Raw genomic sequence first — 21110 nt, 5'->3', positions numbered from 1 at the left:
CCTCTCAATCTCTTATAATGCTTTAAGCCACTTCTCTATTTCCTTTTTTGCATATGAGTGTTCAAATGCGTTCCATTCATCCCATAACTCTGTTTCATAAAGGGCATCTTTAAAGTGACGGAATGGCTTTTTATGACTCAAGGCCAGCCGGAAAACTTCAGCAGCTTTTTCACTATCCAGGCTTTCCGCAAATGATTCTCTCAATTTATAGGCTTCAAAGCTATCCATTTTAGGGACTGCCATATATCTCTCATCACTTTCCTCGTCATCCCAGTCAATACCTGGCTCCCCTGTAATGGCAGGGTCTTCATCAAGCACTACCTTTTTTTCAGCCAGGTCATAATAGAAAGCAAAAGAATGATCTCCTTCTAAATAAGCATCAATCAGCGCTTCCACATCGTGCATTCTACCACGCTCCTTCTGGTTAATCCACTGTTAATCAATAGTTTGGTCATTTTACCAAAAGATAAACTGCAAAGGACAAATAGATGACTGAATGATCAGGCACCTGTCATCTTCTTATATTCTTCAGCTGTTCCAGGAAAAAAGACCTCATCTTCTCCGTCATCTATTAATCTATCGCATTTTGGACAGGAAATGAAGGTATCATCAGTATGAAAACCGGTATAGCCATGAGTCATTTCTTGTAAATCCCATATGGTTTCCCAATCCATTTCAAAGGTATGGCTGCAGTGTTTGCAGTGAAATTCACATGTTCCGAAGTCTTCTTTTTTCATTTTTATTCTTTTTTGGCTTTCTTTTCCCATTTATTTCACCTCTATTACAGACAGCATTTTTTAAATTTTTTTCCGCTTCCGCATGGACAGGGATCATTTCGGCCAACTTTTAGCTCTGGAGATTTATTGAGGGGAATAAGCCCAGCATCCATTCTTTCCTGAATAACCCGCTGCTTTTCAACCTCTTTTTTTAACCTTCTCTTCAGTTCATCGCTTAGCGGATGATTAATGCCGTTTATTTTTACGTTTGCATAAAACGATTCCTTTAAATCAAGTATGCTGGAATCAAAGCCTGTTTTCAGCAGACTTTCCACTAGCGGAATACCCTTTACAGAAAGCTGCTGGCATAATGCGTCGGAGACAACCGTTTTAATGTCAGTTCTGTCGGTTTCATTAAAAAGCCTTAATAACGCCGCTTCTGCTTCAGAAGATTTAATTTTAGCCAAAATATCAATGGCAAAAAAACAGGCATTTTCATGGAGCGCAGCCTCTTCCACTGCTTTAACAACAGCCGGTGTTCCAATCTTGATAAGTGCTTTAGCAGCCTCCTCAACGGCCACGTTCTCTTTTTTCTTTAAAATCATGATTAGATCTGGAACTAATGAATCTAAACGCAATTCGCCCGCTAAAAATATCTTATAGATTCCATCATAGGGAATGAAAGAATGATCCTGAATAAAGCTTCTAAGATTGTTTACAGTCCCTTCTTCGGAAATTTCATTGCGAAGAAGAAGCTCCCTCAGCATTTGCTTTCCAAGCTTAAAAAGTGAACCATTAAAATAATTGCTTTCAAGCTGAACAATGACTGATTGCAGCTGTTGATGCAACTCCGGGGTCTCAGACTGCTTGATTTCCTCAAGTACTTTATAATAATTCTTATTTACGTAAGGCATCTTTTCTTTATACTTCAATTGAAGTTCAACCGGAGCATTTGCAGCCAGCCGCAAAAAATAAATAAGATGTTCATGTTCTATATCCAATCTGCTCATAATCTCCTGCATGCCCTTTTCATCAATAGGCATAAAATCGATATGAGGCAAAATGGAAGCCGGAAATAGGTCTGTCCGTCCTTTATCATAAGCATCCAAAGCAATTAAAAGCGTGTCCTCAGTTGCCAAATAACTATCCTTCAATATCGTGACAGCATATTGCTGTACAAATGGATCTTCACTTAAAAGCGCCGATTCAATTTTCTTCAAAAACTCCATTAAAATGTTCAACCTTTCTTTTAAATAATTCATCTGTTCTGTTCCCGTTGCTGATTTTTTCCTGTAACCCATCGCTGTGTAACCTTCCAGACGTTTTTCATACATATTTTTCAGGACGGGGACTTGCTTGTCAATATAATCATACACTCTTACCTCTTGCTTGTCCGAATGTATTCTGTGCAATCTGCCGGCGTACTGCTGAAGTGTTCCCTTCCAGGCAATGGGCATGGAAAAGAATAACGTATCCAGTCTTGGGTCATCAAACCCCTCACCAATAAATTTGCCAGTTGCAATCACCAAAGGCTCTTAAATGTCAGGGATGGCTGCCAGCCGCTCTAACTCCTGCTTTCTTGCTTTTTTCGACATTTTTCCTGAAAGAACTATAATATTTTTGGCAAATCCTTTGAATAGCCTACATCCCGCGGTAAAATAACATGCTCAGCATCCTCATGACAGCAGCTGATAAATTTCTAACCGCTAATCTGAACCCAAAGAAAAAACGAAGAGCTCCCTCTCCGTTTTCACAGCTTTTTCATATAAGCCAAAACATCCAAATCAATCTTCCCCGCTTCCTGCTCGCGGGCTTCGAAATTTTCGGTATGAATAAAGGCCGTTAATGCTTTCAATAGCTGATCATCACCCTGACCAGCCTTTAAATAACCGAGCCGAGTTAATTCCCGAACAAGTTCCTCTTTTATCTCACCTTCAATGGCTGCAATCCGTTCAGCCTTTGACGGCGCAAAGTAGAGCTGCTGCAGGTGATAAATCCGAATCAGCTCGCTAATCGGTTCTGGATGGTCATCGACCCGCAAGTCGATGTAGCGGTCGTTAAATCCTCCGTATCCCCCGGCTTCTTTCACTACAAGAAGGGCTGCAGATTGCTGGCCCCGGCTGTCACCGCCGGCTGCCTGGCCTGCATTCAGGGCGGCGAGCAGGCGCTCAGCCAGAGTGCCGTCTGTTGAGATAAACGTCTGGCCCATTGCCTCAACCGTTTTTTCATCCACCAGGATATTGCCCTGCGCAGCAAAGTGAGGCCCGGTCATGCCTCCAGCCCAATCATAGCAGCCTTCCCCTGTGAACGTTGCCGGGTTTCCCATGCTATCCAGCAATCCGACCTGGCGGAGCTCTTTTTCGGGATCATCTTTTGTAATGATTTCAAGTGCTTCCTCGGCAGTTTTCCCTTCTTCCATCAATTGCAATGCACGCGGTCCATATGAAGTATTGGCGTAGGACTGAGTCGCAACGGCTCCAATACCTGCTTTTGCAAAAGGCACTACTGCACCAACTCCGAGAAATTTCGATTGAACCGCAATTCCCCATTCTTTTTCCTTCTGATCGTATCCAATGATGGAAAATGTCATACAAAATCCTCCCCTATCCTAAAACAAGTCCTCCATATACGAGCGCTCCGGCGATAACATAAGCCGGATGAACTTTTAGCCTTTCCATTAAAAAGAAGCTAACCACTCCGATGAAAAGTGTCTGCCAGATGCCGGCACCTTCGTATGCTGAGAAAAAGAAGTCATACGTCATAATGCCAAGCAAAACCGCGATAACTGGCCGGATATAAGTGGTCATGCGCTTGACGCGCGGTGATTCCTTATACTTCATAAGAAGTCCGAGCAGCGCAATCATCAGAATCAGCGATGGAGCTACAGTGGCGAATACTCCCACGATGGCTCCGAGGATTCCTCCCTGTTCATATCCAATATAACCTGCCATTTTTGTGGCAATCGGGCCGGGCAGTGCATTGCCCATTGCCAGCATTTCACTGAATTCATTTGTTGTAAGCCAGCCATAATGGTCGACCACTTCATTCTCAACCAGCGGAATGGATGCCGGTCCCCCGCCGTATCCTAGAATCCCCGGAATGAAGAATGCCAAGAAGATCTGAACGTAAATCATGCGAGATTCCTCTCCTTTTTTGCTTCATTTTTATCCGCTTTATCTTTTTTCAGGAGAGCCGCTGTCAGCAAAACAAAAATGATAATCGCAGGATGAATATTAACGAATTCAAGAAGAACTAAGCTTACGGCCACAAAAAGGAGTGTCCAGCCCCAGCCCAGCGATGATTTCGATGACTTTTTAACAAAGTCCCAAGTGAGTGTTGCCAGCATCACGGCCACAACTGGAACGACTGCCTTTGTCATGCCTGCTACCCATGGCTGGTCTTTAAATGTATTTAATGCGGTAAGAAGAATAATCATAAGGACAATTGTTGGTACCATCGCTGCTGCAAGTGCAGTGACCATTCCAAGAAAGCCGCCAACACGATAGCCGATATAGCCGGCCATTTTAGTGGCTATCGGACCAGGAAGTGCGTTGCCCAGAGCCAGCACATCGCCGAATTCATCCGTATCCATCCATTTATATTTATCAACAACCTCTTTATGGACAAGCGGAATCGACGACGGGCCGCCGCCATAGCCGAGTATGCCTACTCTAAAAAAAGCCATAAAGATGTCAAGCTGCTTCATGATGCCTCCACCTCTTTTCGTTGTTTTCGGTACCAGGTACCTATACCACCACTAGACCAGTTGGGTAACACTGCCTCCGTGTCCGGAAAAAGCAGGTGGAGGAGCGGCTTTTGTCCGGTCCGCTCCCCATTACCTTTTATATGGTTATTTTACTCTTATATGCTTGCTGCTTCCTCACTTTTTATTACCAGGCGGCGATTGATCCGTCCGTTCGAGCTTCTGTTCCGCCCATGAGCACGCCTGTTTTCGGGTCACGCCAGATAATCTGGCCGCGCCCGAATCCGCCGGTATCAACGGTTACCTCGATTTGGTGGCCTTTGCGCACCAGGGCCTGGGCAATATGATTAGGGAAGTGCGGCTCCACCTGGACCTTTTTTCCTTCAATCCACTGCCATCTTGGCGCATCAAGGGCGGCCTGAGGATTCAAGTGGAAATCCACTGTATTCATGACCACCTGCATATGCCCCTGAGGCTGCATATAGCCGCCCATTACACCAAACGGTCCAACCGCTTCTCCGTCTTTTGTCAGAAAGCCAGGAATAATCGTATGATATGTTTTTTTGCCCGGCTTCAGTGCATTATGGTGCTCGGGATCTAGAGAAAAGTCATGTCCGCGATTCTGAAGGGTAATGCCCGTTCCCGGAACGACAAGCCCTGAGCCGAATCCCATATAGTTGCTTTGGATGAAGGAAACCATATTCCCTTCGCTGTCGGCTGCTGCCAGGTAAACAGTCCCCCCGCGCGGCGGCTGATATGGCTCAGGTGTTACGGCTTCCTCGCCAATCTCACTGCGGCGGGATTCACCGTACTCCTCTGAAAGCAGTTCTTCAACAGTCACTTTCATTTCAGCCGGATCTGTAATAAATGCCTTGCCGTCTGTAAAAGCTAACTTCATTGCTTCAATTTGTTTGTGATAGGTATCCGCCGTTTCTTTATCACTGAATTCAAAGCCTTTGGCAATGTTTAACCCTAAGAGAGCCACAAGCCCCTGGCCGTTCGGCGGGATTTCCCAAACATCATAGCCGCGATAGTTAACCTTAATAGGATCAACCCATTCCGCTTTATAATCTTCAAGGTCCTCTTTTGATAAAAAGGCATTGTATTTTTTTGAAAAAGCATCAATTTTATCAGCTGTCTCCCCGCGGTAAAAGCTTTCGCCGTCTGTTTCGCCAATGGCTCTTAAAGTGGCTGCGTGACCTTCAGAACGCCAGATCTCGCCAACTCCAGGGGCTCTGCCATCCGGAGCAAAAGTTTCAAACCAATGCTGGAATTCGTCGTCCGTAAGAATCTGTTTGAACTTTTTATACGCATACTGCCAGTACTTGCCGAGGATCGGTGTTAACGGATAGCCATTTTCAGCATAATCGATGGCGGGCTGGAGGACTTCTTTTAACGGAAGCCTGCCGAATCGCTTGGAAAGCTCAGCCCAAGCGGATGGAGCACCAGGCACCGTAACCGGCATCCAGCCGTGCGTTGGCATTTTATCAATGCCTCTTTCCTTTAAGGCTTCGATGGAAATGGATTTCGGGGCGGGACCGCTTGCATTCAGCCCATGCAGTTCCCCTTTCGTCCAGACGAGTGCAAATGCGTCGCCGCCGATTCCGTTTGAAGTCGGTTCAACGACAGTAAGAGCAGCGGCTGTTGCGATTGCTGCATCGATGGCATTTCCGCCTTTTTTCATGATCTCTAATCCAGCCTGTGCCGCCAGCGGCTGAGACGTTGCGACCATGCCGTTGTTTGCCATGACGGTCGTTCGCTGGGATGGGTATGGGTGGTTTTGGAAATCAAAATTCATGGAGTTCACCTCTGGAATTATTGGTTAGTTTTGATTATAGCAAATTATTAAACTATTAACGTTTTAATTTGATAAAAATTACGGATCTGGAAATATCTGCGATGAAAGGAGCCGTACCCATAGGGCTACAGCTCCTTTTTGTGATTGTTTTATTCAACCGTAACCTTTTCTAGCATGTACAATCCTGATGGATGCATCCAGAAGCCTTTAACATTGCTGCCGATGACGGCAAGGTCTTCATCATTGCGAAGGAATACGATTGGCGCTTCTTCCATCTCAATTTTTTGAGCTTCCGCATAGATTTCAAGACGTTTCTGATCATCTGTTTCCTGACGCCCCTGATCGATCAGCTCATCCACTTTCGGGTTGCTGTAGAAAGAACGGTTGCCAGGGTTTCCTCGCGCATCACTGTGGAACAGGAAGTACTGGTTGTAGTCCGCATCCCCGGTCATGTTGGACCATCCAAGGATAAACATATCGTGGTCGCCTTTTGCTGTCCCTTCAAGGTAAGCGCCCCACTCCACTACCTTTGTTTCCACTTCAATGCCAATGCCCTTTAATTGGGACTGAACAACTTCTGCCACGTCCATGCGTGCTTTATTATCATTTGTCCAGATCGTTGTTTTGAAGCCGTCCGGGTAACCGGCTTCAGCTAAAAGCTGCTTCGCTTTTTCAAGATCATATTTGTAGCCTTCAAGATCCGGGTTATGACCCCAGATAGCAGGTCCCATCGGAGCTGTTGCCACTGTACCAACATTGTTATAAACGCCTTTTACAATGGCTTCTGTATCAATTGCATAGCTGATAGCCTGGCGTACTTTTACATTATTGAATGGTTCTTTTTCTACGTTAAAGCCGATGTAGTCCACACCTAACGCGTCACTGCGCACAAGTTCCATGCTATTGCTGTTTTCAATGCGTTCTACCTCTGTTACTGGCACAGGCTCTGCGATATGCGCTTCCCCTGTTTCAACCATGGCAATACGGGTAGAATCTTCAGGAACTACTTTATATGTGACAGTTTCCATTGAAGGCTTGTCGCCCCAGTAATCTTCGAACGCAGTCAATTTGATTTCCTGTCCAGGCTTCCACTCGCCAAGCTTGTAAGGGCCAGTACCAACCGGGTTTTGACCGAGATTGTCTCCTGACTCAATGGCAGTCGGGCTTAGGATGCCTGCTGCATAGTGAGCAAGGTTAGCCAAAAGTGGGGCATATGGATATTCTGTAATCAATTGAACGGTGTGATCATCGACAACTTTTACCTCTTTAATCATTTCAAAAAGGTTTGAACGCGGTGAAGCTGTTTCTTCTGCCAGTACCCGTTCAATTGTTTTCTGTACAGCTTCTGCTGTAAAATCAGTGCCGTCATGGAATTTTACGCCTTCACGAAGCTTGAATTCCCATGTAAGATCGTCAAGCTGCTTCCATTCCGTAGCAAGAGCAGGCTGGATTTCCATATTTTCATCCTGCTGCACAAGACCTTCGTAAATTTTACCGTGATACACATTCGCAGATGGAATATCTGTGCCAAGATGCGGGTCCAATTTGGTCGCATCTGACAGGACAGCAATAACCAGATCTTTATTTGAAGCATTGGAATCACCGCTGGCAGATTCAAGGCTTCCTGGATCACTGCCGCCGGAGCAACCGGCTAATAATAAAATTAAAGCTATTAATCCCAGCCAAAAACTTCTTTTTTTCATCCTCTTTACCCCCTGTTTAATAGGATATCACTTGTAAATCCTTTGTTGATTTGGTGAAATTCACATGGCCATCGTTTGTAATGACAACCAGGTCTTCTATTCTGACTCCGCCAAACCCTGGAATATAAATCCCGGGCTCAACAGTGATGACCATCCCTTCCTGAAGAACAGTCTCATCTGTCGCCCTCATGGCAGGCTGTTCATGGATGGCCAGTCCCAGCGAATGTCCCAGACTGTGCCCGAAATTGTCGCCATACCCTGCTTCACGGATAATGCCGCGGCCGATTTCATCAAGTTCTCTGCACGTTTTTCCAGGTCCGATCGCCTTCAGGGATTCCTCCTGCGCCCGGCGGACGATATTATAGATCTCCACCTGCTTTTCAGACGGCTCTCCCACGACAACTGTCCTTGTAAAATCAGAGAAATAACCGTTTACGATGGCCCCATAATCCATTTTGACAAAATCCCCGACCTCAATCACCCGGTCAGTAGCCTGTCCATGCGGAAGACAGGAACGCGGCCCTGAAGCAATCACATGATTGGGCTTAATGCGTTCGGCCCCCTGTCTTTTCATGAAAATTTCAAGTTCGAGTCCGATATCCTTTTCGGTTATGCCTGGACGGATGAAATCCAAAATGTGTGTGAAAGCCTGATCGCAAATCTCGATCCCTTGCCGCATGTTTTCAATTTCTTTTTCATCTTTAATCATGCGGATTTCGTTTGTTGCTGATGTAACATCCACCAGCTCAGCTTCCGGAAGCCTTGTCTGGATTTCCAGATAAACAGATGCCGGAACATCTCCAAGCTCCAAGGCGAGTGTTCCTTTCTTATTAGAAGAAAAAGATTCACAAACCATTTCAATCAGGTTTTGCTGATGCTGGATTACCTCGTAATCTGGTGCCTGGTCTTTCGCCTGGTCCACATACCGGAAATCTGTAAATAGCTTCTGTGAGTCCTCTTCTATCAAAAGAGCACCGGCCGATCCCTTGTATCCGGAAAAATAGTATCTGTTTTCAGGTGAGTAAATAAAAACCCCTTTCCACCCATTTTCCGACATTTTCTTTCTAAGCTTCTCAGCTCTTTGTTTCATCCCTTCACCCCCTAATAATAGGTAAAAAATATGTAAATCCCTGCTGTTGCTGTGTGAATTTCAACCAGGACGGGCATTTGCACTGCATCCCAATTGAAAAGGTTGTGTTCATTATAGGAAAAATTTTTTGCCAATGTTTTCGTTTTTTTGTCATGTTTTTACGAATTTTTTACTTTATCTTAAAATTCAGACAAAATAGTTCATAATTTTGATAAATTAGTTCTCAACCAATAAGACACATGGGGAGGAACCTAAACATGAGCACAATTGCAAATCCTCAAGAAACAGCTAAAGCTCCTGTGCCTGTTTCCAAAAGGAAGGCCAAAGGAGCCGATCTGGCAAAAGCTCTTATCAGAAATAAAATGTCGCTGGTGGGCGGCAGCATTGTTTTTATCTACATTATTCTCGCTGTCCTTGCACCGCTTATCTCGCCTTATGATCCATACGAAATTGACCTTGTGAACAAACTGCAGCCTCCATCATCTGACCATATTATGGGAACTGATGATAAAGGCCGGGATATTTTCAGCCGTATTTTATACGGCTCACAGCTTTCCCTGGCAGTTGGCTTTGTATCAGTCTTCATCGGAGCATTATTCGGAATTGTCCTGGGGATTGTCTCCGGCTACTACGGAGGCTGGGTGGATACGATTATCATGCGTTTCATTGACGTGCTGCTTGCATTCCCAGGATTGCTGCTTGCGCTTGCCATTGTCAGCGCACTGGGGCCAAGCCTTATAAACGTAATGATCGCTGTCGGTGTTTTTTCGATCCCTACTTTTGCCCGTATTGTCCGCGGCTCGACTTTAAGCGTTAAGAAAATGGAATATATCGATGCAATCCGCGTTTTAGGGGCAAGCGACCTGAAGATTATTTTTGTTCATATCCTGCCGAATATTATGAGCCCGATCATCGTACAGGGGACATTGCGTCTGGCTACATCAATTTTATCAGTTGCCGGCCTTTCCTTCCTTGGAATGGGGGCACAGCCGCCAACTCCTGAATGGGGTGCGATGCTGAGCGATGGCCGTGATTTCCTGTTCACTGCGCCGCACATCGCGTTATTCCCGGGCATCGCCATTGCCCTGATCGTTCTGGGCTTTAACCTATTCGGAGACGGACTCCGTGATGCACTGGATCCGCGAATGAAAAACTAAGGAGGTTCTAATATGTTTATCTTTCTAATGCGCAGGCTCGTTCAAATCGTACCGGTTCTGCTGGGCGTTACCCTTATGGTTTTTCTCATCATGCAAATGGTTCCCGGTGATCCTGCTGTTCTAGTGGCAGGGGAAGGGGCAACGGATGAGCAGGTGGAAGCAATCCGCCATGACCTCGGATTAGATCAGCCTCTTGCCGTTCAATATCTGAGTTATGTTGGGGATGTTGTAAAAGGAGATTTCGGCGAATCCATACGGACAAGCCGTCCTGTTCTGGACGAAATCCTCGTCCGTTTGCCGATCACACTTGAATTGGCATTCTGGAGCATTGTCATTACGGTTGTTCTAGGTGTTCTAATCGGAATTATTGCAGCAACGAAGCAAAACAGTTTTACAGATGTTGGATTAATGATGGTTGCCCTTCTTGGTGTATCCCTGCCGAACTTCTGGCTCGGCCTGATGCTGATCATCTATTTTTCGGTCGGACTTCAATGGTTTCCGGTTGCCGGCTGGGGGACTTTCAGCCATATCATCCTTCCGGCCATTACACTCGGTACAGGCGGTGCAGCCATTGTGGCCAGGATGACTCGTGCAAGCATGCTGGAGGTTATCCGCCAGGATTATATCCGCACTGCCAAGGCAAAGGGTGTACGCCAGCGTCTGATCATTTATAAGCACGCGTTAAAAAATGCACTGATCCCGGTTATTACGGTAGTCGGCCTGCAGTTTGGCGCCCTTCTCGGCGGAACAGTTTTAACAGAATCCGTCTTTGCGATTAATGGAGTCGGACGCTTGATCATTGATGCCATCCGGATGCGTGACCTGCCGCTTGTGCAGGGATCGATTTTATTCGTATCGGTATTGTTTGTCATCGTCAACCTGCTTGTTGACCTGTCCTACCGATTCCTGAATAAACGTGTTGAACTGAACTAAAACCATTCCCGATTGAGAGGAGCAGAATGATGGGAACTGAACATAAAGAAACGATACTGGAAGTGAAAAACTTAAAAACTCATTTCTTCTCCGGCAAAAAAGTCATAAAAGCAGTCGACGGCGTAGACTTTGATGTAAAAAGAGGAGAAACGCTCGGCATTGTCGGAGAGTCAGGGAGCGGCAAAAGCATCACCTCTCTCTCCATCATGCGGCTGATTGCAGAGCCTCCGGGAAAGATCGTGGACGGTGAAATTAATTTTAAAGGGAAAAACCTGCTATCTGAAACAGAGGAAGGCATGCGGCAAATGCGCGGAAATAAGATTTCGATGATCTTCCAGGAACCGATGACTTCACTCAATCCTGTGTATTCTGTCGGTGAACAGATTGCGGAAGCTTTCCGGATTCATCAAAAGCTGCCGAAAAAAGAAGCCTGGCAGAGAGCGGTTGAAATGCTGCGTTTAGTCGGTATTCCTTCCCCTGAAAAAAGAGCCAAACAGGAGCCCCATGAATTAAGCGGCGGCATGCGCCAGCGTGTCATGATTGCGATGGCATTGGCGTGCAAGCCCGAGCTGCTGATTGCCGATGAGCCGACTACGGCTCTTGATGTAACGATTCAGGCACAGATATTAGATCTTTTAAAGAACCTGCAGGAGCAGCTTGGAACGGCTGTCATCATGATCACACATGATATGGGTGTAGTTTCAGAAACCTGTGACCGTGTCGCCGTTATGTATTGCGGAAAAATTGTCGAGCATACGGATGTAGATTCCCTTTTTGAAAATCCAAAGCACCCATACACACAGGGCTTGCTGAGAAGCATCCCGGCAGTGGACAGGGACGTGGAGGAACTGGAGGCTATCCCTGGCACGGTTCCAAGCCCGGACAACCTGCCTAAAGGATGCAGCTTTGCACCAAGATGCCCGTTTGCCACTGATTTGTGCAGAACGGAAGAACCGGATTTATTGATTGATAACGATGATAAAGTCCGCTGCTGGATGTACTCGGAAAGATGGAACGGACCGGCAGCAAAGGAGGTTGCAGCAGATGTCAGCCACGCTAACGCTAACTAAAGAAAAGGAAATCCTTCAAGTCAAGGACCTGCAGCAGTACTTCCCGATTAAAGGCGGCGTTTTCGGCCGCACCGTCAATCATGTTAAAGCGGTTGATGGCGTGAACTTTACGATTTATGAAGGGGAGACCGTCAGCATTGTCGGTGAATCCGGATGCGGAAAGTCGACGACAGGACGCGCGATTTTGCGCCTGGATGAGCCGACTGGCGGGGAAGTGATCTTTCAGGGAACGAATTTGCTGTCTAAATCAAAACGTGAGATGCGTTCGATCCGCAAAGACTTGCAGGTCATTTTCCAGGATCCGTTCGCATCTCTCAATCCAAGAAGGTCGATTGGACAGACGCTTGAGGAAGCAATGGGGATCCTGAATGTTGTTCCGAAAGCGAATCGGAGGCGCCGGGCAATAGAACTTTTAGAACAGGTCGGATTAAAGGAAGAGCATATTGACCGCTATCCGCACGAATTCAGCGGCGGTCAGCGCCAGAGGATCGGCATTGCCCGCGCATTGGCGGTAGAACCAAAGCTGATCATCTGTGATGAGGCCGTATCTGCGCTTGATGTTTCCGTTCAGGCTCAGGTGCTGAATTTATTAAAAAAATTGCAGAAGGAATATGGCTTAACCTATCTATTTATCTCCCATGACCTAGGGGTTGTGCGCCATATCTCTGACCGGATCATCGTTATGTACCTGGGAAAAGTAGTTGAAATTGCTGAGAAAAAGAGCTTATTCGACAACCCGCGCCATCCTTATACACAGGCGCTGCTGTCAGCCATTCCGGAGCCAAACCGGAAAAAGAAAAAAGAACGGATCATCCTGAAGGGTGATGTCCCGTCCCCTATTGATCCTCCCTCCGGCTGCCGGTTCCATACAAGATGTCCGCTGGCTACCGATTTGTGCAGACAGTCCGACCCGGAGCTTAAGAGTCTGGGAGAAGGGCACCAGGCTGCCTGCCATTATGCGGAGGCAATTTCTTAAATAACAGGAGTTCCAGCCACAGTGCTGATCTCATATGATGGAATAACCCCCTTTTGGGCGATGCCTTATGGCTTCGCTCTTTTTTTGCTTTACAAAGATTCTTTCATTCAACTAAAATTCCATTTCATTACGTTTCCCGAATTAACTTACTAACCAGTTATCTGACATGTTATACTATTAGAAATTCTTTTAAGGCAGTGAAGATCATGCTAATTACCTACGAGACCTTTTCATTGTTTGCGATTTTTTCGATATTCGTGCCGATGGCCGGTGCCATTATTTTAATGATGGTACTGGCGTTTGAAAAACAGATTGATAGTCTTTCCTTCGAAAAACAGCAGGTGGTTCTGGAAAATACGCTGCAGGAAAGCAAATATATGCAGCTCAACCAGCAGATTCACCCCCATTTTTTATTCAATACGATTAACCTGATGCTCGGTCTTGCCCGATTAAATCGCATAGATACGCTAATCAAGGCGATGGAAACCCTGTCCCTGTTTTTAAAATTCAAATACCAGATAAAAGAGCAGCTCATTTCATTAAAAAAGGAATGGGAGTACACAAAATATTATCTGAAAATCCAGGAGCTGCGGTTTCATAACCGCCTCACCATTACGGAGGACATTGACGAAGATGCTTTGAAGCACTATGTGCCCCCTTACCTTCTTCAGACGCTTGTGGAAAACTCGTTCAAGCACGGACTGGAGAAAAAGCCGGGGCCGCTTTCCCTCTCCATTAAAGCTGTCAGCCATAAAGACAGCATCACCTTATATGTGGAGGATAACGGCCTTGGCATCGGTGATTATTCATTTGAGGACATGCTAGCAAAAGGGCAGGGGCTTTCCAATGTCAAAAAGCGGCTTGATCTTCTTTTTCAAACCTCTGATTTAGACATATTTAAAAATGAACAAGACGGGGCAACTGTGAAAATAACACTTCCCAAGGTCGAATTGCAGGAGGAGGAGCAGGCATGAATGTGTTGTGCATAGATGATGAACCCATAGTAATTGAACAGCTTGAATATATTTTAAAGCCGGCGTTTCCTTTATGGAACTTTCACTTTGCTTATGACAGCAGCCAGGCTCTTGCCATCAGCAAGGAACATTACTTTCATCTGGCCTTCGTGGACATCGAGATGCCGGGAAAGTCGGGGCTTGAACTCGTCAGAGACCTAAAGGAGATCCAGCCCCATCTGCAGATTATCATTCTATCAGCCCACCAGGACTTTGACTTTGCCAAAAAGTCCATTCAGCTGGGGGTTTCCGAATACCTGACGAAACCTATTATTGAAGATGAATTAAAAGATACACTGAAAAAGTTCTCCACTCCTATTTTTCAAAAAGAATATTCTAAAATGGTAAATGAGGCTTTAAATCAAATTCATGAGTTCTATGAACAGCGGATAGGCCTTCAGGATATTGCGGCCAGGGTCCATGCAAGCCCAGCCTACTTAAGCCGCAGGTTCAGCGAGGAGGTCGGCACTTCCCTTATTGACTACCTGACCGTTTACAGGCTTGAAAAAGCTAAACATCTTCTGTCCACGACCCATTACAGCATTTCAGAGATTGCTGAAAAAACCGGCTTTAACAGCCTGCATTACTTCTCAAGCCAATTTAAGAAAAAAGAAAACATCACACCAAAGCAATACAGGGAGCAGCACTGATGAACACAAACCTATCCAAATCAGTTCAATATGGCTTCGGGCTGCTTAGCATTGCCATTATCTCAAGATGGACTTCAGGCAATGCCGTTTTTACAGCACCAGAAGCTTTTTTGCGTTACGGCTTTATCGGGACTGTCAGCTTTTCAGCAGCTGGTGCCCTTGCCTTTCTGGCCCTTATTCCAATAATTACACGGATACGGTCTTCAGAGGAATCTTCATCTTTTCTCGGAATCATGGCAAGCCGATTGTCCGAACCTGCTTTAAAGTGGATGAAACGGGTTCTTCTGCTGGCTATTTTTTTCGGGATGACGGTCATGGGATTTGCGGCAGGAATCCTCGTCTTCCCTTTGGGCACCCCGGTTCCTGCCGGAATGAGTTTGTTCTTTTTATTCGGGTTTCTGGCAGCAATCTTTTTCCGGTTAAAATGGTTTACCCGATTCAGCATGCTAAAAGTGGGCATTCTTTTTTTAATCATGATCATGATTCTTGTTCACGCATATATGCTGGAAGGAATTGAAGTCGTATATGACGGCATCCGCCTGTACCATCCGTATCTGCTTTATGTGGAATGGGATATACTCCCCTTGCTGCTGACTGCTTTTACCATCGCCATGCTCGGTCATCTGCTGCTGGATCTGAAGATGTGGAATATGCTTCTAAAAAGCAAAAGGGAAAAACTGCGGCTCGGCCTCAGCATGACTGGATTGATCTGGAGCACGATCCCCTTTTCATTTTCAATGATTGCTTTATCAGCTATTTACAAGGGCGGTTTTCAAAACTTTTACTCCGTCTTTGAAAAAATTTTCCTGAGATATGAGCATTTCACAATTACGATTCTGCTCATTTTTATTCTCATGGTTATCTTCTTTGAAACCTTTTTATCACAGATTCATTCGCTATATGTTCTGTATGACCGGAATGACCTCAAGCTGAATAAGCATATGTGGGGTATTCTGATCTTGTTTGTGGCGGCCATTCCAGGTTGGGCCTACCTATTCTCTATAACTTTGCTGGATTTATTCTTCATTTCAGGAGTCTTCTTTGCAGCTGCATTGCCGGTTATATTGCAGATTTTATGGAGCAGGAAGGAAAAAGGCATGCTGATGCCGGCAGCAGTGCTGATTGGGACATTGTCCGGTTGGACGCTTTTGTTTTTCAGCGAAGGACCGTATAGTATCCTTTTTGGGTTCGCTGCATCCCTGATTGTTTCGTTTATAGGTTGGGCTGCTGTAAGAAAAGAATATTGACAAAAAAGGAAGAATCCAATATGCTTTACCTATAAATTGAATAGTTTCTCCTAAAGGGGAGTAGCTTTTACAGCAGAGTCGTCATTACGGAGCACACGCTCTCGGCTTTGTTGGCAATTTCAACAATTGTTAGCAAGACCTTTACCAAATATGGTAGAGGTCTTTATTTATGGGCCTTTACCACCGCGGTAAAGGCCCTTTTTATATACGAGCCCGCACCGCAGAACGTTTGACTTTATAAAATGGAGGAATAGGTAGAAGGAAAATTGCTTGAAACTTTATCATGATCAGCACGTAAAGAAGGAAGCAGCAAAACTGTGGTGTGAGCGAGCAGCTCCCCCCTATATAAAATTAGAGGAGAGATCTTTGTTGATTTTACGAAAATACATGTCAATGCTTGGAATAGGCTCTGCGAAAATTGATCTGCAGCTGCCAAAGCTTCAATATTCACCTGGGGAAAATGTGAGCGGAATCTTCCTGATTGAAGGAGGAACCATTGAACAGCAGATTAAGCGGATTGAGTGTGACCTGGTCATGACATCGCCTGAGGATGAGAAGGAGGAAGTGATTGGGACAGCGACCATTCTATCCACCAAAGTCATTGAATCAGAAGAAACCAACAAAATGGACTTTAACTTCCAGCTGCCTGAAGACATTCCCTGCTCAGCGCCTGACCGGATTTTTCAATTTAAAACAAGGCTGATCTTTAACGAAGGCGTCAAAAGCGCCGACCTGGATAAAATCACGATTATTCGATAACCAATCCTAAGGAGGAAAAAACGAGTGTGACATATCCCCTCTTAACCTATAAATTATAAAAAGAGGAGAATCATACCTAATTGAACACGTTGCAAAAGTGGCTAATTCTATTTACTTTTTGAAGCATACTTGAAACAAGCTATCTATCAGCTTCCACACTTGAGGTGAAGAACCCGCCGCGCATTCAGGTGGCAGCTCCCATTCAGCGAATGAACTAGAAAAAGGTGAACTAAATAAATGAAGTTTCTCAAACGCATCAAATTTGTATTTAAATTTTGGAAGTTCCTTCCCTTTCTGAAGGATTATTTTCTCTCACGGGAGGTATCGGCCGGTAAAAAGCTCTTCCCTATTGCGGCCGGTCTCCTATATATCCTTCTGCCGCTCGACCTTATTCCAGACTTCCTGTCGATCTTCGGCTTTACGGATGATATTGTGATTACTTCGTTTGTCCTCCAGCAGATGGTGAAAATGGCTCCGGCGTCATTGAAAGAGAAATATAAGGTGCTGGAGGAATAATGCTTTTGAAGCCTGTGAATATGCAGGCTTTTTTATTTTGCCAACTTTTCATAGCAAGGTCTGACTTCAGACTTAAAACCTCCTTCTTTCTGCCGATATTAGGTAAGGCGAAATATTACAACATGGAGGTTTACCTTGAAAAATCTATTACCTTTCCTGCTGATGTTCAGCTTACTTCTGGCAGCATGCTCTGCCTCTGAACAAAGCACAAACCAGCATAAAGAATATAAAATTGGCATTCTCTTATCGGACACTGGACTTGGAGATGAGTCTTTTAACGACTCTGCCTTCCGGGGCCTGGAGAAAGCCCGTGATGAGCTGGGCATTCTGTTTGATTACAAAGAAGCGCCTGACGGGAATTTTGAAAAGCCGCTTGAAGAGCTGGTCAAAGATAATCATGACCTGATCATCGGACTGGGTTTCACAGCACAGGAAGCCCTTGAAAAAACGGCGGAGAAATATCCTGAAAAGCAATTTCTGCTGATAGATGCTGTTTCCGAGCTTGATAATGTGGTCTCACTAACGTTTAAGGAGCATGAAGGCAGCTTCCTTGTCGGAATGCTCGCTGCCATGACAAGCAAAACAGGCAAACTGGGTTTTATCGGCGGTGTTGATGTGCCTGTCATCCACCATTTTGAAAATGGATTTGTGCAAGGAGCTAAGCACTTCAATCCGAAAATAGAAGTATTAAGTGAATACGCCGGTAGCTTTGGAGATGCTGCTCTGGGCGAAAAAATTGCCGAGAAGCAAATTGCTGGTGGCGCCGACTTTATTTACCCTGCTGCCGGATTCACCGGTTTTGGCGCACTGAAAAAAGCAGAAGAAAAAGGTGTGCTTGCCGGCGGAGTCGATTCCGATCAGTATTTTGTTGCAGAAAAAGCCGTTGCCACATCGATGGTCAAAAACATCGATATTGCTGTTTTTAACCTGGCGAAGGAATTGACGGAAAACGGAAAAATCGAAGCTTCCTCCTATGAATGGGGACTGGCAGAAAACGGTGTCGGCCTTTCCGAAGTCCGGGTCATTTCCTTAACAGAGGAACAGAAAGCTGCATTGAAAAAAGCAACCGAAGACATAATCAATAGAAAAATCACAGTAAAAGCTGAGAAATAAAGGAGCTCCCAAGATGACATTACGCAACCGCCTAATTATTGTCACGCTGATCCCGCTCGTACTGTCGGTCAGCATGATAGGCTTCATCATTTACCAGACATTAAACATTCAAAGCTCCGCTAAAGATGATGTAGAACTTCTTCTGAAAGTAAAGGACCTGGAGCAAAGCCTGGTAGTGACAAGCCAATCACTTGCAAATTACACCTATAATTCCAGTGACGCCAACAAAGACCAGGCACTAACCATGATGAAAGAAGTTCAGGAAAACCTGGCTTCACTTTCTTCAGTCGCCGCCGTTCCAGAGCACAAAAAAATCATTGGAAGCATTGAAGGAAAATATGCAGAGCTATCGGAAGTTTCGACTGAAGCCTTCAACAATGGAAACAAAGCGGAAATCAAGCGCCAGAGCATACGGATTTCCGGCATTTTAAATGATATGCACCTGCTGAAAAAACGGACAAATCAATGGTATGAAGGGATTCTTCAGGAAACAAGCCAGAAAATCGCCTTTATCACGAATTCCTCCCTTATAGGAAGCCTGCTGCTTATTCTTTTATCAGCTGTATTCTCATGGATGGCTGCCAGAAAGATTACAAAGCCAATCAATGCGATTGTGGAAAAAGCAGAGAAAATATCGGAGGGTGATTTAACAGCCGATTTATCACAGCTCATCTTTAAAGAAAACAGCCGATATGAAGTGGATAAACTAACGGAAGCTTTTTCGAAAATGGTTGTAAACCTGAAAGGAACCGTGCAATCCATTGAAGAGGTCAGCCAGAATGTAAAAGAATTTGCCGGGGATGTGGCTTCCTATATGCACAGTTTAAATGAAAGCAGCAGCCAGGTGGCCGTTTCAACAGACGAATTGGCGAGAGGCAGTCAGGCCATCTCGGAAGATGTTCAGGCAACTGCCGAGTTAATGAGCGTGATGGGTGAGCAATTTTCAGCTGTACATCAGTCGAGTGCCGAGAGTGCTGTGCAAAGCACCCAGGCATTGGATTCTGTTCATCAAGGCAGAGTGTCCTTAGAAAAACAAATGAAACTTACGGACGAAATTTCCAGTTCGTCTAACCATATTAGAAGTTCAGTCAGTGAATTTGCCCAGTTCACCAAGGAAATTGAAGGGGCAGCTAACACAGTGAAAGATATTGCGGATCAAACAAATCTGCTGGCATTGAACGCAGCGATTGAAGCAGCCCGTGCCGGTGAAGCCGGTAAAGGATTTGCGGTTGTGGCAGAAGAAGTACGGAAGCTTGCCGATTCCTCTTCCAAAGCAACCGATCTGATTGCCTCAATGGTCAGCAACATCCAAAATGGCATTAGCAATATTTACAATGCCACCGAGCAGGGACATGCCCTTTCAAAGGAGCAATCCCAATCGATGAGCGAGACGGAACTCGTCTTTGAAACCATCTCTGAACATGTATCCGGCATTCATAGCCATTTGGAGAAATTAGTTGATGATATGAAGACCTCCAGTGATATGAGCCAGCAGGTCATTAGCGCTGTGGAAAACATATCGGCGGTAACTGAAGAAACCGCTGCCGGGACTGAGGAAATCTCTGCTTCTACGGAGGAGCAGCTTCGCGCGTTTGAGCAGGTTATGGTGAAAGTGGAGCAGCTAAAGGAAATGACTGGTGTGATGGAGAGGGAATTGGAGAAGTTTACGGTTTAGATGGGGGTTTTGGCAGTATCGTTTTAGTCGAAGATGTGAACGTTGCAAATAGGCCGGATAAACCTGCAAATAGAAAAGCGATTTTCGCAAATAGAGCTTGCTATCTGCAAATAGAACGGCAAATTTGCAAATAGCAGGCCCATTCCTGCAAATAGCGCCCCAATAGTGAACCCGCACCAAACGAAAACCCCGCCTCAGCAGCGGGGTTTTTCACGTTTTATTATTGCGCTTCAATCAGACCATAGCGGCCGTCTTTACGCTTGTACACGACATTGGTTAAATTAGACTCTGCATTCGTGAACACGTAGAAGCTGTGGCCCAGCATGTTCATTTGCAGGATCGCCTCTTCACTGTCCATCGGCTTCAGATCGAAGCTCTTTTGGCGGACAACTTCAAGATCGTTATCCTCCTCATCCAGTTCAGGTGCCTCTGCTTCATTTTCCAGCGCGGCAAACACAGCAGTCAGATTGCCCTTCTCGCGGAACTTGCGGTTCACTTTGGTTTTATGCTTGCGGATTTGACGCTCCAATTTATCGGTAATCAGATCAATCGCTGCATACATATCGTCATGATCTTCCTCTGCACGAAGAACCAGATTCGGCATCGGAATCGTTACTTCCACTTTAGAACGGTTATTGTTATACGTTTTTAAATTGACATGTACATTTGCATCAGGAGTTTCAGTAAAATACCTTTCTAACTTCGCAATTTTCTTCTCTACGTACTCTCTAATTGCTGGAGTTACCTCAATGTTTTCACCACGAATGTTGTAATTCATACGTGAACTCCTCCTTCTCATTATACAATGACAGCCTTTTCATTAGCGTTTACTGTGAAAATCACCAGTAATTCTGAAAAGGAAATGCCTAGTCTTAAAAGTATATTAAGACTATGTATTTATATTTCTATTTTACCCTTAAAAACTCCTGCTGAAACTGTGAAAAACTTTACGATTTTTTGTCGAAATTTTAGGTTTTTTTAATACAAACTT

20 protein-coding genes and 1 pseudogene are annotated in these 21110 nt (G+C 45.2%); 11 read left to right on the top strand and 10 right to left on the bottom strand.

The window, feature by feature from the left end; genetic code table 11:
- Positions 1–12: 12 nt before the first annotated feature.
- The 9 genes and pseudogenes from BFI01S_RS08925 to BFI01S_RS08885 all read right to left on the bottom strand — a co-directional run bounded on the left by BFI01S_RS08925 (position 13) and on the right by BFI01S_RS08885 (position 9010).
- Complete coding sequence (locus BFI01S_RS08925) at positions 13–405, bottom strand: UPF0158 family protein (RefSeq protein WP_061792309.1); 393 nt, start codon at positions 403–405, stop codon at positions 13–15.
- Positions 406–500: 95 nt separating this feature from the next.
- Entirely contained in the window at positions 501–767 is a 267-nt protein-coding gene (locus BFI01S_RS08920) for a phage terminase large subunit family protein (protein WP_061792308.1), read from the bottom strand.
- A 14-nt stretch (positions 768–781) separates the two neighbouring features.
- Positions 782–853: pseudogene (locus tag BFI01S_RS23005) on the bottom strand (SEC-C metal-binding domain-containing protein); the annotation flags it as partial.
- A 1613-nt stretch (positions 854–2466) separates the two neighbouring features.
- Positions 2467–3306: a DUF1028 domain-containing protein gene (locus BFI01S_RS08910; protein ID WP_061792306.1), complete on the bottom strand. Its 840-nt coding sequence runs from the start codon at positions 3304–3306 to the stop codon at positions 2467–2469.
- Between the two features lie 13 nt (positions 3307–3319).
- Complete coding sequence (locus tag BFI01S_RS08905; protein WP_061792305.1) at positions 3320–3850, bottom strand: chromate transporter; 531 nt, start codon at positions 3848–3850, stop codon at positions 3320–3322.
- Positions 3847–4422 (bottom strand): chromate transporter, encoded by a 576-nt coding sequence (locus tag BFI01S_RS08900; protein WP_061792304.1) that lies wholly within the window; start codon positions 4420–4422, stop codon positions 3847–3849. Before BFI01S_RS08900 ends, BFI01S_RS08905 begins: the two co-directional genes overlap by 4 nt.
- A gap of 184 nt (positions 4423–4606) precedes the next feature.
- Positions 4607–6217, bottom strand: a complete 1611-nt coding sequence (locus BFI01S_RS08895; RefSeq protein WP_061792303.1) for a gamma-glutamyltransferase family protein — start codon at positions 6215–6217, stop codon at positions 4607–4609.
- A 149-nt stretch (positions 6218–6366) separates the two neighbouring features.
- The gene (locus tag BFI01S_RS08890) at positions 6367–7920 is read right to left on the bottom strand and encodes a glutathione ABC transporter substrate-binding protein (protein WP_061792302.1); all 1554 of its coding nucleotides are present in this window, start codon (positions 7918–7920) and stop codon (positions 6367–6369) included.
- 16 nt (positions 7921–7936) lie between these two features.
- Positions 7937–9010 (bottom strand): M24 family metallopeptidase, encoded by a 1074-nt coding sequence (locus tag BFI01S_RS08885; protein WP_061792301.1) that lies wholly within the window; start codon positions 9008–9010, stop codon positions 7937–7939.
- A 257-nt stretch (positions 9011–9267) separates the two neighbouring features.
- Between BFI01S_RS08885 and nikC the strand changes: the two genes are divergently transcribed.
- The 11 genes from nikC (at position 9268) to BFI01S_RS08830 (ending at position 20119) form a co-directional block, all read left to right on the top strand.
- The gene (gene nikC, locus BFI01S_RS08880; protein ID WP_061792300.1) at positions 9268–10167 is read left to right on the top strand and encodes a nickel transporter permease; all 900 of its coding nucleotides are present in this window, start codon (positions 9268–9270) and stop codon (positions 10165–10167) included.
- A 12-nt stretch (positions 10168–10179) separates the two neighbouring features.
- Positions 10180–11100 carry a nickel ABC transporter permease gene (gene nikB, locus BFI01S_RS08875; RefSeq protein WP_061792299.1) on the top strand — a complete coding sequence of 307 codons (921 nt, stop codon included), beginning with the start codon at positions 10180–10182 and terminating at the stop codon, positions 11098–11100.
- Positions 11101–11129: 29 nt separating this feature from the next.
- Positions 11130–12170, top strand: coding sequence for an ABC transporter ATP-binding protein (locus tag BFI01S_RS08870; RefSeq protein WP_061792298.1), 1041 nt, complete (start codon positions 11130–11132; stop codon positions 12168–12170).
- Positions 12145–13146, top strand: coding sequence for an ABC transporter ATP-binding protein (locus BFI01S_RS08865; RefSeq protein WP_061792297.1), 1002 nt, complete (start codon positions 12145–12147; stop codon positions 13144–13146). The genes BFI01S_RS08870 and BFI01S_RS08865 overlap by 26 nt, the downstream gene beginning before the upstream one ends.
- A gap of 206 nt (positions 13147–13352) precedes the next feature.
- A complete protein-coding gene (locus BFI01S_RS08860; RefSeq protein WP_061792296.1) occupies positions 13353–14120 on the top strand; it encodes a sensor histidine kinase in 768 nt (255 codons plus the stop codon).
- Positions 14117–14809 carry a response regulator transcription factor gene (locus BFI01S_RS08855; RefSeq protein WP_061792295.1) on the top strand — a complete coding sequence of 231 codons (693 nt, stop codon included), beginning with the start codon at positions 14117–14119 and terminating at the stop codon, positions 14807–14809. The genes BFI01S_RS08860 and BFI01S_RS08855 overlap by 4 nt, the downstream gene beginning before the upstream one ends.
- On the top strand, positions 14809–16056 hold the full coding sequence (locus BFI01S_RS08850) for a hypothetical protein (RefSeq protein WP_061792294.1): 1248 nt from the start codon (positions 14809–14811) through the stop codon (positions 16054–16056). The genes BFI01S_RS08855 and BFI01S_RS08850 overlap by 1 nt, the downstream gene beginning before the upstream one ends.
- A 369-nt stretch (positions 16057–16425) precedes the next feature.
- Positions 16426–16815, top strand: a complete 390-nt coding sequence (locus BFI01S_RS08845) for a sporulation protein (protein WP_061792329.1) — start codon at positions 16426–16428, stop codon at positions 16813–16815.
- Between the two features lie 237 nt (positions 16816–17052).
- Positions 17053–17331 carry a YkvA family protein gene (locus tag BFI01S_RS08840; protein ID WP_061792293.1) on the top strand — a complete coding sequence of 93 codons (279 nt, stop codon included), beginning with the start codon at positions 17053–17055 and terminating at the stop codon, positions 17329–17331.
- A 135-nt stretch (positions 17332–17466) separates the two neighbouring features.
- Positions 17467–18444, top strand: a complete 978-nt coding sequence (locus BFI01S_RS08835) for a BMP family lipoprotein (RefSeq protein ID WP_061792292.1) — start codon at positions 17467–17469, stop codon at positions 18442–18444.
- A 13-nt stretch (positions 18445–18457) separates the two neighbouring features.
- Positions 18458–20119 carry a methyl-accepting chemotaxis protein gene (locus BFI01S_RS08830; RefSeq protein ID WP_061792291.1) on the top strand — a complete coding sequence of 554 codons (1662 nt, stop codon included), beginning with the start codon at positions 18458–18460 and terminating at the stop codon, positions 20117–20119.
- Positions 20120–20339: 220 nt separating this feature from the next.
- On the opposite strand, the gene hpf is transcribed toward BFI01S_RS08830, so the two are convergent.
- The gene (gene hpf / locus BFI01S_RS08825; protein WP_061792290.1) at positions 20340–20897 is read right to left on the bottom strand and encodes a ribosome hibernation-promoting factor, HPF/YfiA family; all 558 of its coding nucleotides are present in this window, start codon (positions 20895–20897) and stop codon (positions 20340–20342) included.
- Between the last annotated feature and the right edge of the window lie 213 nt (positions 20898–21110).

It is taken from the genome of Cytobacillus firmus NBRC 15306 (genome assembly GCF_001591465.1).
GTDB lineage: Bacteria > Bacillota > Bacilli > Bacillales > Cytobacillaceae > Cytobacillus > Cytobacillus firmus.
The sequence above is the reverse complement of the archived record's forward strand: the minus strand, read 5'-3'. Positions and strand labels throughout refer to the sequence as shown.

Excerpts from the sequence above, each read along its gene's own strand:
- BFI01S_RS08925 (WP_061792309.1), bottom strand. The coding sequence starts at position 405 with ATGCACGATGTGGAAGCGCTGATTGATGCTTATTTAGAAGGAGATCAT.
- BFI01S_RS08920 (WP_061792308.1), bottom strand. The coding sequence starts at position 767 with ATGGGAAAAGAAAGCCAAAAAAGAATAAAAATGAAAAAAGAAGACTTC.
- BFI01S_RS08910 (WP_061792306.1), bottom strand. The coding sequence starts at position 3,306 with ATGACATTTTCCATCATTGGATACGATCAGAAGGAAAAAGAATGGGGA.
- BFI01S_RS08905 (WP_061792305.1), bottom strand. The coding sequence starts at position 3,850 with ATGATTTACGTTCAGATCTTCTTGGCATTCTTCATTCCGGGGATTCTA.
- BFI01S_RS08900 (WP_061792304.1), bottom strand. The coding sequence starts at position 4,422 with ATGAAGCAGCTTGACATCTTTATGGCTTTTTTTAGAGTAGGCATACTC.
- BFI01S_RS08895 (WP_061792303.1), bottom strand. The coding sequence starts at position 6,217 with ATGAATTTTGATTTCCAAAACCACCCATACCCATCCCAGCGAACGACC.
- BFI01S_RS08890 (WP_061792302.1), bottom strand. The coding sequence starts at position 7,920 with ATGAAAAAAAGAAGTTTTTGGCTGGGATTAATAGCTTTAATTTTATTA.
- BFI01S_RS08885 (WP_061792301.1), bottom strand. The coding sequence starts at position 9,010 with ATGAAACAAAGAGCTGAGAAGCTTAGAAAGAAAATGTCGGAAAATGGG.
- nikC (WP_061792300.1), top strand. The coding sequence starts at position 9,268 with ATGAGCACAATTGCAAATCCTCAAGAAACAGCTAAAGCTCCTGTGCCT.
- nikB (WP_061792299.1), top strand. The coding sequence starts at position 10,180 with ATGTTTATCTTTCTAATGCGCAGGCTCGTTCAAATCGTACCGGTTCTG.
- BFI01S_RS08870 (WP_061792298.1), top strand. The coding sequence starts at position 11,130 with ATGGGAACTGAACATAAAGAAACGATACTGGAAGTGAAAAACTTAAAA.
- BFI01S_RS08865 (WP_061792297.1), top strand. The coding sequence starts at position 12,145 with ATGTCAGCCACGCTAACGCTAACTAAAGAAAAGGAAATCCTTCAAGTC.
- BFI01S_RS08860 (WP_061792296.1), top strand. The coding sequence starts at position 13,353 with ATGCTAATTACCTACGAGACCTTTTCATTGTTTGCGATTTTTTCGATA.
- BFI01S_RS08855 (WP_061792295.1), top strand. The coding sequence starts at position 14,117 with ATGAATGTGTTGTGCATAGATGATGAACCCATAGTAATTGAACAGCTT.
- BFI01S_RS08850 (WP_061792294.1), top strand. The coding sequence starts at position 14,809 with ATGAACACAAACCTATCCAAATCAGTTCAATATGGCTTCGGGCTGCTT.
- BFI01S_RS08840 (WP_061792293.1), top strand. The coding sequence starts at position 17,053 with ATGAAGTTTCTCAAACGCATCAAATTTGTATTTAAATTTTGGAAGTTC.
- BFI01S_RS08830 (WP_061792291.1), top strand. The coding sequence starts at position 18,458 with ATGACATTACGCAACCGCCTAATTATTGTCACGCTGATCCCGCTCGTA.
- hpf (WP_061792290.1), bottom strand. The coding sequence starts at position 20,897 with ATGAATTACAACATTCGTGGTGAAAACATTGAGGTAACTCCAGCAATT.